Here is a 15,147-nt window from a genome sequence, read left to right on the forward strand (position 1 = left end):
CTTTAAAGTTGGTCCATTGTGAACTAACTTTACCTGCTCATGAGCTGGCTTCTGGCATGGCTCACGAGTGCATTAAAAGATTATACCTGACAATTTTAACGGATATTTTGCGATTCCTCAATCTACACGGCAAGAAGTTTAGATGTCCAGATGTATTGACGTCTATAATCTAAAGCATTATCTTATTCATCATACTTTATGGTTTTTCCCGGAGTGATTCAGTGAAACGCAAACAGGCAACTATTGCAGTGAGGGGCGGGCTCAATTCAGATGAGCAGTATGGCTGTGTTGTTCCCCCGATTCATCTTTCCAGCACTTATAATTTTATCGATTTTAATCAACCCCGGGCACATGATTATTCTCGTCGCGGTAATCCAACTCGCGATGTGGTTCAGTCAGCATTGGCGGAACTGGAAGGTGGAAGCAGTGCGGTATTGACCAGCAGCGGAATGTCAGCCATTCATCTGGTGTGTACGGCATTATTAACGCCGGATGACTTACTGGTTGCACCGCATGATTGCTACGGTGGAAGCTATCGTCTGTTTGACAGTCAGGCACGTCGGGGAGCCTATCGGGTACTGTTTGTGGATCAGGGGGATGAGCAGGCACTGGCTGCTGCTCTGGCGCAAAAGCCTAAGCTGGTGTTAATTGAGTCACCAAGCAATCCACTGTTGCGGGTTGTCGATATCGCTAAAGTTTGTCAGGCTGCGCATCAGGCTGGAGCCCTTGCGGTGGTAGACAATACGTTTCTGAGCCCTATATTGCAGCAACCTCTTACTCTGGGGGCTGATATTGTTCTGCACTCCTGTACTAAATATCTCAACGGCCATTCTGATGTGGTGGCTGGGGTAGTTATCTGTAAAGATGAAGCATTGGGTACAGATCTGGCCTGGTGGGCAAATAATATTGGTGTTACCGGTGCGGCTTTTGACAGTTATCTGCTATTACGCGGGTTGCGTACCTTAGGGCCGCGGATGAAACAGCAGCAGCAAAATGCACAGGCGGTGATCGCTTATTTACAGCAGCAACCTCAGGTAAAAACGTTGTATCATCCTTCCTTGCCAGGAAATCCGGGTCATGAAATTGCCCGTAAACAGCAGTCGGGTTTTGGTGCCATGTTGAGTTTTGAGTTTGATGGTGATGAACAGGCGATGCGACAGTTCCTTGCTGCGTTGGAACTGTTTACACTGGCAGAATCGTTAGGCGGTGTTGAAAGTTTAATTTCCCATGCGGCGACGATGACTCACGCGGGGATGGCAGCTGAAGCTCGTAAAGCTGCAGGAATATCAGACAGGTTATTGCGTATATCTGTTGGAATCGAAGACAGTGAAGATTTAATTGCCGATCTGGAACAGGCTTTCCAGGCGTCAGCGAAGAGGTAAGTATGACTACATTAGGAGCTTCCGGGCTTCCTGCAAATCGTCAGTTGCATAAGTTTGGCGGAAGTAGCCTGGCAGATAGCAAATGTTATCTGCGAGTGGCCGGGATAATGGCAGAATACAGCCGCGAAGGGGACATGATGGTAGTGTCCGCTGCGGGTAGCACCACCAACCAACTGATTAAATGGTTGCAACTTAGCCAGACCGATCGCATTGCCTCTCATCAGGTGCAGCAAGAATTGCGTCGTTACCAGAGCGAGCTGATTAATGGTCTGCTGCCGGAGCAACAGGCCGCTGAGTTAGTTAAAGTTTTTATTCAGGATCTTGAACGACTAGCTGCATTGCTGGATGGCGCGATATCCGATGCCGTCTATGCCGAAGTGGTGGGCCATGGTGAAATCTGGTCGGCACGTTTGATGGCTGCGCTATTGAACCAGCAAGGTATGGCGTCAGAATGGCTGGACGCACGTGATTTTCTAAGAGCAGAGCGCTCTGCTCAGCCGCAGGTAGACGAAGGTCGATCTTATCCGCTGTTACAACAACTACTGACTCAATATCCGAATAAGCGTTTGGTGGTCACCGGTTTTATTTCCCGTAATGAAGCTGGAGAAACGGTATTGCTGGGGCGTAACGGCAGTGACTATTCTGCTACTCAGATTGGTGCACTGGCAGGGGTAGTCCGCGTGACTATCTGGAGTGATGTGGCTGGGGTATACAGTGCTGACCCACGTAAAGTGAAAGATGCCTGTCTGTTACCGCTGCTACGTTTAGATGAAGCCAGTGAGTTGGCGCGTCTGGCGGCTCCGGTGCTGCATGCCCGTACTTTACAACCGGTCTCCGGCAGTGATATCGATCTGCAATTGCGTTGTAGTTATCAGCCAGAGCAGGGTTCTACCCGCATTGAACGGGTTCTGGCATCCGGTACTGGCGCCAGAATTGTCACCAGTCATGATGATGTTTGCCTGATTGAAATACAGGTTGAAGCCCAGCACGATTTCTCTCAAATTCAAAAAGAAGTAGAACGTATTCTGAATCGGGTTCAGGTTAAGCCGCTGGCAACCGGTGTTCACTACGATCGCAATCTGCTTCAGCTGTGCTATACCTCCGAAGTGGTTAATAGCGTACTGCAAATTCTGGATGACGCCAGACTACCGGGTCGCCTGCAACTACGGGAAGGGCTGGCATTAGTTGCGTTGGTGGGAGCAGGAGTATGTAAGAATCCGCTGCACAGTCATCGTTTCTACCAGCAGCTTAAAGATCAGCCGGTGGAGTTTATCTGGCATGCGGAAGACGACATCAGTCTGGTGGCTGTATTGCGCGTTGGGCCAACTGAGCATCTGATTCAGGGATTGCACGCCAGCCTGTTCCGGGCAGAGAAGTGTATTGGACTGGTGCTGTGCGGTAAGGGCAATATCGGTTCCCGCTGGTTAGAGCTGTTTGCCCGTGAACAAAAGAATATTTCAGCCCGTACCGGATTCGAATTTATTCTGGCAGGGGTAGTTGATAGCAGCCGCAGTGTACTCGATTATCAAGGGTTGGATGCCAGTAGAGTATTGGCATTCTTTAATGATGAAGCCCAAACGATGGATGACAATGCATTAGTCAGTTGGATGCGAGACCATCCGTTTGACGATCTGGTGATTCTTGATATTACTGCCAGCGAAGAGTTAGCGGGTAAGTATCTGGATTTCGCCAGCTATGGATTCCACGTTATTAGCGCAAACAAACTGGCCGGCGCTTCATCCGGAAATGAATATCGTCAGATTCGGGATGCTTTCGCTAAAACCGGTCGCCACTGGCTGTATAACGCCACTGTAGGTGCCGGATTACCGATTAACTATACGGTGAGAGATTTACGCGACAGTGGCGATACCATTCTCTCCCTGAGTGGAATTTTCTCCGGTACGCTCTCCTGGTTATTCCTGCAGTTTGACGGCTCAATTCCGTTCTCTGAGCTGGTGGAACAAGCATGGCAACAAGGGCTGACAGAACCAGATCCGCGTGTTGACCTCTCGGGTCAGGATGTGATGCGCAAACTGGTGATTCTGGCGCGTGAAGCGGGCTATGATATTGAACCGGATCAGGTTCGGGTTGAGTCACTGGTAGCTGAAGGCGCGGAAAATGGCTCGGTTGATAACTTCTTTGAGAATGCCGAAGCATTAAACCACCAGATGCTGGAGCGCTTAGAAGCTGCCAGAGAGATGGGATTGGTTCTGCGCTATGTGGCTCGCTACGACGCCAATGGCAAAGCCCGGGTGGGTGTAGAAGCAGTAAGGGACGATCACCCTCTGGCTTCTCTGTTACCGTGCGATAACCTGTTCGCCATTGAAAGCCGTTGGTACCGTGATAATCCATTGATTATCCGTGGACCAGGCGCCGGACGGGACGTCACCGCCGGAGCAATCCAGTCAGACTTAAACAGACTGGCGAAATTGCTATAGTGATTTTGTTTGAAAATAGTTAATCGTCGGGCTATGCCCGACGTACTCTAATGTTAAGAGTATGGTCCTTCCGGCCGGGCACAAAGACGATTTGAGCACTTTGTTTTTACGGCCGGAATGTCCACTAAAGCTGAAATAGATACGTTTATTATCAACTCAATTTTTACTGTTATTCACGTCTGAGCCTTACTCTCTCCGTTCGTATTTCTTATTCCCCATTAATTTTCAAATTACCTGTTGACAGAACTCATCACTTACGTCATCTTATTTAGATGTTTAGACGTCTAAACGTTCAGAAGTATAACTACAAATCAGGCAAATCAGAAAAGACAAACAGGGTGGACAGAATATGAGTTTTTTTCATGCTAACCAGAGGGAAGCGCTGAATCAGAGCCTAGCAGAGATTAATGGCCAGATTAACGTCTCTTTTGAATTCTTTCCGCCAAGCAATGTGGAAATGGAGCAGACCCTTTGGCAATCCATCGATCGCCTGAAGAATTTAAAGCCTAAGTTTGTTTCTGTGACCTATGGGGCAAACTCCGGTGAGCGTGACCGAACCCACAGCATCATTAAAGGCATTAAAGACAAAACGGGTCTGGATGCAGCACCTCATCTTACCTGTATTGATGCCACACCAGAGCAGCTAAGAGAAATCGCTAAAGATTACTGGGATAGTGGAATTCGCAGCATTGTGGCATTACGCGGCGACTTACCTGCCGGCGGTGGTAAACCTAATATGTATGCTGCCGATCTGGTAGAACTGCTGAAAAGCGTCGGTGATTTTGATATTTCTGTGGCGGCCTATCCGGAAGTGCATCCTGAAGCTAAAAGCGCGCAGGCTGATTTAATTAATCTGAAAAAGAAAATTGATGCCGGTGCTAACCGGGCAATTACCCAATTCTTTTTTGATGTAGAAAGTTACCTGCGTTTTCGCGACCGCTGTGTAGCAACAGGCATTGATGTGGAAATCGTGCCGGGGATTTTACCGGTATCCAATTTTAAACAGCTACAGCGCTTTGCCACCATGACTAACGTACGTGTTCCACAGTGGATGAGCCAAATGTTTGCCGGATTAGATGATGACCCTGAAACCCGTAAATTTGTCGGCGCTTCTATTGCTATGGATATGGTGAAGATTTTGAGTCGTGAAGGAGTGAAAGATTTCCATTTTTATACTCTTAACCGGGCTGAGCTGAGCTATGCGATTTGTCATACGTTGGGAGTAAGGCCCGCATAACTGAGCAGAATATTAAGATATTTTTATTAATATGTTATTCAGGTTTCGACTGTCATAACTAACAGTCGAAACCTGCATCAGGCAGAACTATTTATAGTTACTGCCTGTTTTTTTATCCGGTATTTCTCATCCCTGCCGCAATACCAGCAATAGTAACCATCAGCGCCTGTTCTACTCTTGGATCCGGAGTCTCTTGCTGGCGAGAACGGTAAAGCAACTCGGCCTGCAGTACGTTTAATGGGTCGGTATAGACGTTACGCAGGGCAATGGACTCAGCAATCCACGGTAGTTTTTCCATCAGCTTCTGATCGTTAGACAGCTTAAGAATAACACTGATATCTTCCGCCAACTGGCTACGTAACTTACTACCCAGCGTCCAAAGTTTTTTATCCACCAGACGCTGATCGTAATATTCGGCCAGCCACAGGTCAGCTTTAGCGTAAACCATCTCCAACATATTGATACGGGTATTGAAGAACGGCCAGTCGCGATACATTTCCGCCAACTGCTGTTGTTTACCGTTTTTAATTGCATGTTGTAATGCCGCACCAGCACCCAACCAGGCTGGCAACATCAGACGGTTTTGGGTCCAGGCGAAAATCCATGGAATAGCCCGCAAGCTTTCTACCCCACCATTAGGCTTACGTTTCGCTGGTCGGGAGCCCAGAGGCAGCTTACTTAATTCCAGTTCAGGCGTGGCAGCGCGGAAGTAAGGAACAAAGTCCGGCTCTTCACGTACGATATCGCGATACTCTTTACAGGAGAACTCGGACAGTTCATCCATAATGTCGCGCCATTCTTGCTTAGGATTTGGCGGTGGCAGCAGATTGGCTTCAAGGATTGCACTGGCATAGCTTGCCAGGCTGGCTACCGTAATCTCCGGTAGACCAAACTTAAAGCGGATCATTTCTCCCTGTTCCGTAACACGCAGTCCGCCTTTTAATGAGCCCGGAGGCTGAGACAGTAGCGCATCGTGAGCCGGAGCACCACCGCGGCCGATAGTACCCCCACGGCCGTGGAATAACGTTAAGTCTACACCTGCCTGTTCACAGGTTTTGATCAGTGCTTCCTGAGCATAATATTGCGCCCATGAGGCAGCCAATACGCCAGCATCTTTCGATGAGTCGGAGTAGCCAATCATGATCATCTGCTTATCGCCAATAAAATTGCGATACCAGTCGATATTCAGTAACTGGGTCATCACGTCATTAGCGTTATTCAAGTCTTCCAGCGTTTCGAACAGTGGGCAGACCGGCAGGGCGAAGGTGCATCCCATCTCTTTTAGCAACAGATGTACTGCCAGAACGTCTGACGGTGTTCGAGCCATGGAGATAACATAAGCGGCAATAGAACCCTGCGGGGCTTTAGCCACGACTTTACAGGTATCAAGCACTTCCTGAGTGTCAGCACTTGGCTGCCAGTCGCGTGGGAACAGCGGTCTTTTCGACTGCAATTCACTAATCAGGAATTGCTGCTTCTCTTTTTCCGTCCACTGGTCGTAATCGCCTAACTCAAGATATTTGGTGAGCTCAGCCAGAACATCACTATGGCGAGTGCTTTCCTGACGAATATCAATACGGACCAACGGCAGGCCAAAGCAGCCAATGCGACGCAGAGTATCCAGCAATTGCCCATTGGCAATAATACCCATGCCGCAGGCTTGCAGTGACTGATAACAAGCGTAGAGCGGCTCCCAAAGCTGTTGATTATCAACCAGCATATCATCCGGGCAGTTGACGCGTTCACCGTTCAGGCGGGCGCTCAGGTAACTGTGAGTACTCATTAACTGGGTACGTAATTTCTTCATCAGCTCACGATAGGGTTCCTGAACTTCATCGCCACCGGCCATGGCCCGTAGCTCCGGAGTACAGTCAGACATGGATAGCTCAGAAACCAGTACCTGAACATCTTTCAGAAACAGTTCTGCCGCTTTCCAGCGGCCGTAAATCATCACGTGTTCGGTAATTTTAGCGGTAACGTTTGGGTTACCATCGCGGTCACCTCCCATCCAGGAAGTAAAACGCACCGGAACGGCTTCAACCGGCAAGTTATAGCCAAGAGCATCAACCAGCTGATCGTTAAACTCGCGCATAAACGCAGGTACGCCTTCCCACAGGCTATTTTCTACTACGGCAAAGCCCCATTTGGCTTCATCAACCGGAGTTGGGCGGATCTTACGGATTTCATCGGTATGCCATGACTGAGCAACCAACTGGCGCAGACGGCGCATTATCTGATCCCGCTCATAATCGGCCAAATCGTTGTGGTCTAACTGGCTCAGACAGTTATTCACTTCAATCAGCTTATGGATCATGGTGCGGCGCGCAATTTCTGTTGGGTGCGCGGTGAGTACCAGCTCAATAGAAAGCTGGTCAACGGCTTTACTTACCGCTTCATCAGTAATGTTTTGCTGTCTTAATTTATTGAATAAATCAGCGAATACTGCCGGGTTATTTGCTGCCTCACCGCGAGAGGAAATGCTGTGATACTGCTCGGCAGTATTGGCAAAGTTGAGAAACTGGTTAAACGCTCTGGCAACGGGCAGTAACTGGTCGTTAGACAGGTTTTGCAGCGTAGAGAGTAACGCCTGACGGTTAGTCTCATTACCGGCGCGGGACGATTTTGACAGCTTACGAATGCTTTCCACCCGATCAAGGATTTCTTCACCTAAAGCGTCTTTAATGGTATCGCCTAGAAGGGTGCCAAGCATACTGACATTACTTCGCATCGCGGAATATTGTTCGTTCATAGGTCTCCTGCCGGGTTAATCAAAATATGAAGATGATGTTGTGTTGTCACGTTATTTTTATGGGTACTAAAGTTAGAGTTGTATCACACAATTTGGGTATGTACATAGTTTTGTTGAATCCTTTAAGCATTTCTTATAACCGGAAAATTTCAACAAAAAAATCTACTTTCGTACCATACAAGAAATTAACCACCCCGGATAAGCCGGGGTGGTGTGTAAGAACGGTGCGTCTTATTTTTCTGCGCAGAAGTGGTGAATAACCTGGGTCAAAAGCTGACGGGTTGGTTGAATGAAAGAGGTGGCAAGGAATTCATCCGGTTGATGGGCCTGATCGATAGAGCCGGGTCCAAGCACCAGTGTCGGGCACATTTGCTGCAGGAAAGGTGCTTCGGTACAGTAATTAACGACCTCAGCCGGTGTGCCTACCAGTTTCTCTACAACTTGTACCAGCGCATTATCGGCGGCACATTCATAACCGGGGATAGGGCTGTGCAGGTGCTCAATAGCTACACGGCCCGGCCAACGGCTACTAACCGGCTCCAGTGCCTGATGCACCAGTTCATCTAAATCATTCAGAGTAAGACCCGGTAATGGACGAATATCCATATGCAGTTCACAACAGGCGCAGATACGGTTTGGAGCATCGCCACCGTGAATATGACCAAAGTTCATGGTTGGATATGGAATAGCAAAAGCATCATGATGATAACGCTCTTTTAGTGAATCTCTCAGAACCATCAAATGACCGATAGCATCATGCATCAGCTCAATCGCGTTCACGCCACGGGATGGATCGCTGGAGTGGCCGGACTGACCAGTAATACGGATAGCTTCTGCGATATGGCCTTTATGGGCTCGTACTGGCTGAAGTGATGTGGGCTCGCCAATAATGGCACAATCAGGTTTCAGATGGCTGGTGGAGGAGAAATAACGGGCTCCCGCCATTGAGGTCTCTTCATCCGCAGTAGCCAGTACATACAACGGTTTAGTCAGTTTGCTACTGTCGATATCTCTTAATGCATCAAGAATAAAGGCAAAAAAGCCTTTCATATCTGCGGTTCCCAAACCATACAGCTTGTTGTCATGTTCGGTCAGGGTGAAAGGATCGCGGGTCCAGCGTCCGTCATCAAAGGGTACGGTATCCGTATGACCGGTAAGTAGTAGTCCACCAGGCCCCGCTCCCAGCGATGCCAATAGATTAAATTTATTGCGAGTATCAGGAACCGGTTGTACTTCAACCTTAAAACCCAGCGTACTGAACCATTCTGCCAGCAGGTTAATCAGTGTCTCATTGCTCTGATCCAACGCCGCATCGGTAGCACTAATGCTTGGCGTGGCAATCAACTTACTGTACAACTCGATAAAAGAGGGTAATGTTTTATTCACAATTCACGGCCTGTTTTGCGGGTTAATTCAATATAAATTCATTTATTTTGCATAAAAATACAATAAGGGATTGTCTAAGGGAACAGAATTTCGTACCTTAAGCAATATTCTTCCACATTACCGTAAGCGTACCGTTGTTTCCAAACCTTGTACGCAACTAAACAGGTCTATTTTATGCTTGAGACACTTATCGTCGGCGCAAGTGGTTATACCGGTGCAGAACTGGCAGCGTACTTACGTCGTCATCCTGAGATCAATATCAAAGGATTGATGGTATCAGCGCAGAGTGCTGATGCGGGAAAAATATTTTCAGATCTGCATCCTCAGTTGAAAGGACTGGTGGATTTGCCGCTGCAACCACTAACCAATGTAGCCGAAGCGGCAAAAGGCGTCGATGTGGTGTTTCTGGCGACAGCACATGAAGTCAGCCACGATCTTGCGCCACAATTTTTAGCTGCGGGTTGCGTGGTGTTTGATTTATCGGGTGCTTTTCGGGTTGATTCACCTGAGTTTTATACGCGTTATTACGGTTTTACCCATCAACACGGTGACTGGCTGAAAAAGGCGGTTTACGGTCTGGCGGAATGGCAAACAGAAAAGCTTAAGCAGGCGCAACTGGTGGCGGTTGCTGGTTGCTATCCTACGGCATCACAACTGGCGCTTAAGCCATTGGTTGAAGCAGGACTACTGGATGAGCAGCAATGGCCAGTGATCAATGCCGTTAGCGGCGTTAGTGGAGCAGGACGTAAGGCCAGTATGACTACCAGTTTTTGTGAAGTTAGCCTGCAGCCTTATGGCGTGTTTACGCATCGCCATCAACCAGAAATTGCTGCGCACTTGGGTATTCCGGTGATTTTTACTCCTCATCTTGGTAATTTTCCTCGCGGGATTCTGGCAACTATTACCTGCCGTTTAAAACCGGGTGTTGATGAAGAGCAGATTAAGACGGCATTTTACAATGCTTATCACAATAAACCGTTAGTTCGGGTCTATGAAAAAGGGATGCCAGCGCTAAAATCGGTGATTGGCCAGCCGTTTTGTGATATCGGTTTTGCCGTTGATGGCCAACATATTATCGTGGTGTCGGCAGAGGATAATCTGCTTAAAGGTGCCGCTGCTCAGGCCGTACAGTGTATGAATTTACGCTTTGGCTTCAATGAAACCCAGTCCTTACTCTAGGGAGAAGAAGGATGAATCCATTAATTATTAAACTCGGCGGTGCGTTGCTGGACAGTGATGAAGCAATGGAACGTCTGTTTGTGGCTCTGGCAACATATAAGCAAAAACATCAGCGTCAGTTGGTGATTGTACACGGTGGCGGCTGCCTGGTTGATGAGCTGATGAAAAAACTAACGCTGCCGGTAATTCGTCGTAATGGTCTGCGCGTCACGCCGGAAGACCAAATAGGTACTATTACTGGTGCGCTGGCAGGAACCGCGAATAAGACCCTGATGGCAGCGGCCAGAAAGCACGACATTAATGCCATCGGCCTGTGTCTTGCGGATGGTAATATGGTGGAAGTCAGCCAGCTTTCTGAAGATTTAGGCCACGTAGGCGAAGCCAAAGCTGGCAGCAATAAGCTGATTCAAACACTGCTGGCCGATGACTATTTACCGATTATCAGCTCCATTGGCATTACACCCGAAGGAGCGTTGATGAACGTCAATGCGGATCAGGCAGCGACTGCATTAGCTGCAACGTTGGGCGCTGATTTGGTTCTGTTGTCTGATGTTAGCGGTATTCTTGACGGAAAAGGCCAGCGCATTGCTGAACTTACCGCTGATAAAGCCGAAAAGCTGATTGCTCAGGGCATTATTACCGACGGTATGGTGGTGAAAGTAAATGCCGCACTGGATGCCGCACGTTCATTAGGACGTCCGGTAGATATTGCCAGCTGGCGTAATGCCGAGCAGCTACCGGCACTATTTAACGGTGTTCCGGTAGGAACCCGAATTCTGGCCTAGCCGATACAACCAGAACAGATTTAGAACAGTAAGATATTAATTAACCAGTAGTAACTGAATAACTTTAAGACTTAGCAATCAAGGAATTCGTGATGAATAAGAGTGGTATTAAGAAAATTGTTTTAGCATACTCCGGCGGCCTGGATACTTCTGCGATTATTCCATGGTTAAAAGAGAACTATGGTGACTGTGAAGTGGTTGCGTTTGTGGCTGATATTGGTCAGGAACGTGCAGATCTGGAAGGCGTAGAGCAAAAAGCGCTGAATTCAGGTGCTTCTTCCTGTTACGTTGTTGACCTGCGTGAAGAGTTTATCAAAGACTATGTTTACCCGGTTCTGCAAACTGGTGCACTGTACGAAGGCAGCTATCTGTTGGGTACTTCAATGGCTCGTCCCCTGATTGCAAAAGCTCAGGTTGAACTGGCGTTGAAACTGGATGCTGATGCGGTATGCCACGGCGCAACGGGTAAAGGTAACGATCAGGTGCGTTTTGAAACCACCTATGCAGCATTAGCTCCTCATCTGAAAGTGGTTGCGCCATGGCGCGAGTGGAACCTGCGTTCCCGTGAAGCGCTGCTGGCCTATCTGAAAGAACGTAATATTCCGACTACTGCATCACTGGAAAAAATCTATAGCCGCGATGAAAACGCATGGCACATCTCTACAGAAGGCGGTGTATTAGAAACTCCCTGGAATGCTTCGAATAAAGATTGCTGGGTGTGGACCGTTTCTCCTGAAGATGCACCGGATCAGGCTGAGCTGGTTACAGTAACAGTAGAAAAAGGTCGGGTAACCGCAGTGAACGGTAAAGCAATGAGTCCATTCAAGTGTCTGGAAGCATTGAACGAACTGGGTGCCAAGCACGGCGTTGGTCGTATTGATATCGTTGAGAACCGTCTGGTTGGTATCAAATCTCGTGGTTGCTATGAAACCCCGGGGGGCACCATCATGGTGACCGCGCTGCGTGGTGTTGAGCAATTGGTACTGGATCGCGATAGCTTCAAATGGCGTGAGCAGCTAGGTCTGGAAATGGCCTATGTGGTTTACGATGGTCGTTGGTTTGCACCACTGCGTAAATCACTTCAGGCTGCCGCTGAGTCGCTGGCGCAGGATGTGAACGGCGAAGTGATCGTTAAGCTGTATAAAGGTCAGGCAACGGCGATTCAGAAGAAATCATCAAACAGCCTCTACTCCGAAGAGTTTGCTACCTTTGGTGAAGATGAAGTTTACGATCACAGCCATGCTGGTGGGTTCATTCGGTTGTTCTCGCTGTCTGGTCGTATTCGTGCGTTGAATGAGTTGAAGAAATAGTTCTTTTAACCGGTCCAACGATTGGGATTTATAATAAAAGGGCGATATTGGTATCGCCCTTTTGCTATTTAGCATGTTGTTTATTTTCACTTTAGTGTAGATTTTGCCATAAGAATGCGGTGTCTGAGTTAGCTTCAAGTTAACGCTGGCGTTGATATGGTTATAGTCATCAATCCAAAGTGATAGGTATTGCTTTGATTTTTCAGGAGTAAAAGATATGGCATTGTGGGGCGGCAGGTTTAGCCAGGCGGCGGATCAGCGTTTTAAACTGTTTAATGACTCGCTGCGTTTCGATTATCGCTTAGCCGAGCAGGATATTATTGGCTCAGTGGCGTGGTCGAAGGCGCTGGTGACGGTCAATGTATTAACAGCTGAAGAACAAAAAAAATTAGAAAAGGCGTTAGATGAGCTGCTAGTTGAAGTTCAGGCTGAACCTGAAGCCATTTTAGCCAGCGATGCAGAAGACATTCATAGTTGGGTGGAACAGAAGCTGATTGGTAAAGTAGGCGATTTGGGTAAAAAATTGCATACCGGACGTAGCCGTAACGATCAGGTCGCTACCGATTTAAAACTGTGGTGCAAGGTTCAGGTTAGCTTGCTGTTGAATGCGGTTAAAGAGCTGCAACAGGCATTGGTGATAACGGCCGGGCAGAATCAGGATGCGGTAATGCCGGGATATACTCACCTGCAGCGCGCTCAGCCGGTGACTTTTGCCCACTGGTGTTTGGCTTATACCGAAATGTTATCCCGTGATGAAAGCCGTTTGCAGGATGCATTAAAGCGTATGGATACCAGTCCTCTGGGGAGTGGTGCATTAGCCGGTACAGCTTATCCTATTGACCGCGACCAACTGGCTGGCTGGTTAGGTTTTAGTTCAGCAACTCGTAACAGTCTGGATAGCGTTTCTGACCGCGACCATGTGCTGGAGCTATTGTCTGATGCATCTATTAGCATGGTGCATCTGTCCCGTTTTGCTGAGGATTTGATTTTCTTTAACAGCGGTGAGTCTGGCTTTGTTGAGTTGTCTGACCGGGTGACTTCCGGTTCTTCTCTGATGCCACAAAAGAAAAACCCGGATGCGCTGGAATTGATTCGCGGTAAATGTGGCCGTGTTCAGGGCGCTCTCAGTGGTATGTTAATGACGCTTAAAGGTCTGCCGTTAGCCTATAACAAAGATATGCAGGAAGACAAAGAGGGGATCTTTGATGCACTGGATACCTGGCTGGACTGTCTGCATATGGCGGTGCTGGTATTAGACGGTATTCAGGTGAAGCGCCCACGCTGTCAGGAAGCCGCTCAGCAAGGTTATGCTAATGCAACAGAACTGGCAGATTATTTGGTGGCTAAAGGCATTCCGTTCCGCGAAGCTCACCATATTGTGGGGTCTGCGGTATTGGAAGCTATTAAACAGGGTAAGGCTTTAGAAGAGTTGTCATTAACACAACTTAAACAGTTTAATGCAGTCATCGATGAAGATGTCTATCCGGCATTATCATTGCAATCCTGTCTGGAAAAACGCTGTGCTAAAGGTGGTGTTAACCCTCAACAGGTTGCCAGTGCAATTGATGCAGCGAAAGTTCGATTAGATATTTGATTCTGGTAATCATGTTGTTATAAAAAAGCCCGTAAACACTTTGTTATTTACGGGCTTTAGCTTTTAACTTATACGAGATTAGAAACGGTAACCGGCACCAATGTTAAAACCGTTAGCGGTAAACTGCATGCCTTGGTATTCGATGTGGGTACCTTCATAACCAACATCGATAGCAAAGTTTTCCATTGGGTTAATCTGTACACCTGCACCATACATAAATGTGGATTTGCGTTTACTGCCATCGTTATCCATACGGTACATATACTGATTTTGTTTACTGTATTTGTCAGCAGAATAATCAAATTTGCCTGTAGCTACACCAAATAGGGTATACAGACTAACAAAGTCATTAATTCGGTAGGCTGGGCCAACTGACAATGAGTAGTAATCCACATCGCCATGGGCTTTGACATTATAATTGCTGCGCTGGTAAATTTTATCGGTATCACCACCCATATAGGTGAATGAAGAGATGATGCTCCATGGGGAATCCCATTCATAACGATATTTAACGTTCACACCGTTAACGCTACCAAATTCTTCAAAATGGCTTTGGGAATAACCTAATGTAACGGTTTGATCCTGTGCCTGAGAAATTTGAGTGAGACCTAAACTCAACAATATAATTGTTGATAAAATAGCCTTATTCATTAACTACCCTCCTGGTATGTTTATATTAAAAGCAGGCTGCCTTTATGCTATTGTGAAAAATATCGATTTACATTATTTAAAATAAAGTGTTGGTTTTTGTTTTTAATTGATTGATATATCTCTATTTTGTCGAAAGATTGACGTTGTTTTTAATGAGAGTTGTTCTATGGTTGCTAAATATATTTTTTGCATTAAATAAAATCGAATTTTATTTAAAATAAACTCATTTAATTCAGTCATTCTGGCTAACCACAGCAGTATTGATTATATGTTTCTTAATATTTCTTAATTAACTGAGTTTTAGAGGTAATTATTTTTTGATTATTAATTAATCTGCTACTTACTATAATTTCAACGGCTATAGCGGCGCATTATATGAAAAAAATTTATAAATAAATATAAAAATTCTTCACGATCAAGTAAGGGGTGGATTATT

At 47.0% G+C, this 15,147-nt stretch carries 10 protein-coding genes; 7 read left to right on the forward strand and 3 right to left on the reverse strand.

Annotated elements, in window-relative coordinates:
* Positions 1-221 precede the first annotated feature (221 nt).
* From metB to metF, 3 genes are all read left to right on the forward strand, one after another.
* Positions 222-1,382 carry a cystathionine gamma-synthase gene (gene metB, locus GOL65_RS00855; RefSeq protein WP_140920538.1) on the forward strand — a complete coding sequence of 387 codons (1,161 nt, stop codon included), beginning with the start codon at positions 222-224 and terminating at the stop codon, positions 1,380-1,382.
* Positions 1,383-1,384: 2 nt separating this feature from the next.
* Positions 1,385-3,820 carry a bifunctional aspartate kinase/homoserine dehydrogenase II gene (locus GOL65_RS00860; protein ID WP_140920539.1) on the forward strand — a complete coding sequence of 812 codons (2,436 nt, stop codon included), beginning with the start codon at positions 1,385-1,387 and terminating at the stop codon, positions 3,818-3,820.
* Between the two features lie 349 nt (positions 3,821-4,169).
* A complete protein-coding gene (gene metF / locus GOL65_RS00865) occupies positions 4,170-5,057 on the forward strand; it encodes a methylenetetrahydrofolate reductase (RefSeq protein ID WP_140920540.1) in 888 nt (295 codons plus the stop codon).
* A 112-nt stretch (positions 5,058-5,169) separates the two neighbouring features.
* Here the strand turns inward: metF and ppc are convergent, their stop codons facing one another.
* Together ppc and argE are read right to left on the reverse strand one after the other, a co-directional pair.
* Entirely contained in the window at positions 5,170-7,806 is a 2,637-nt protein-coding gene (gene ppc, locus GOL65_RS00870; RefSeq protein WP_140920541.1) for a phosphoenolpyruvate carboxylase, read from the reverse strand.
* A gap of 231 nt (positions 7,807-8,037) precedes the next feature.
* On the reverse strand, positions 8,038-9,192 hold the full coding sequence (argE, locus tag GOL65_RS00875) for an acetylornithine deacetylase (RefSeq protein WP_140920542.1): 1,155 nt from the start codon (positions 9,190-9,192) through the stop codon (positions 8,038-8,040).
* A 174-nt stretch (positions 9,193-9,366) separates the two neighbouring features.
* Between argE and argC the strand changes: the two genes are divergently transcribed.
* The 4 genes from argC to argH all read left to right on the forward strand — a co-directional run bounded on the left by argC (position 9,367) and on the right by argH (position 14,060).
* On the forward strand, positions 9,367-10,371 hold the full coding sequence (gene argC / locus GOL65_RS00880; protein ID WP_140920543.1) for an N-acetyl-gamma-glutamyl-phosphate reductase: 1,005 nt from the start codon (positions 9,367-9,369) through the stop codon (positions 10,369-10,371).
* A gap of 11 nt (positions 10,372-10,382) precedes the next feature.
* Positions 10,383-11,156, forward strand: a complete 774-nt coding sequence (gene argB, locus GOL65_RS00885) for an acetylglutamate kinase (RefSeq protein ID WP_140920544.1) — start codon at positions 10,383-10,385, stop codon at positions 11,154-11,156.
* 92 nt (positions 11,157-11,248) lie between these two features.
* Positions 11,249-12,466 (forward strand): argininosuccinate synthase, encoded by a 1,218-nt coding sequence (locus GOL65_RS00890; protein ID WP_140920545.1) that lies wholly within the window; start codon positions 11,249-11,251, stop codon positions 12,464-12,466.
* Between the two features lie 217 nt (positions 12,467-12,683).
* On the forward strand, positions 12,684-14,060 hold the full coding sequence (gene argH / locus GOL65_RS00895; RefSeq protein ID WP_140920546.1) for an argininosuccinate lyase: 1,377 nt from the start codon (positions 12,684-12,686) through the stop codon (positions 14,058-14,060).
* 78 nt (positions 14,061-14,138) lie between these two features.
* Here argH and GOL65_RS00900 read toward each other — a convergent pair whose 3' ends face one another.
* Positions 14,139-14,711 carry an Ail/Lom family outer membrane beta-barrel protein gene (locus tag GOL65_RS00900; RefSeq protein ID WP_140920547.1) on the reverse strand — a complete coding sequence of 191 codons (573 nt, stop codon included), beginning with the start codon at positions 14,709-14,711 and terminating at the stop codon, positions 14,139-14,141.
* Between the last annotated feature and the right edge of the window lie 436 nt (positions 14,712-15,147).

It is taken from the genome of Limnobaculum xujianqingii (assembly GCF_013394855.1).
GTDB classification, from domain to species: domain Bacteria; phylum Pseudomonadota; class Gammaproteobacteria; order Enterobacterales; family Enterobacteriaceae; genus Limnobaculum; species Limnobaculum xujianqingii.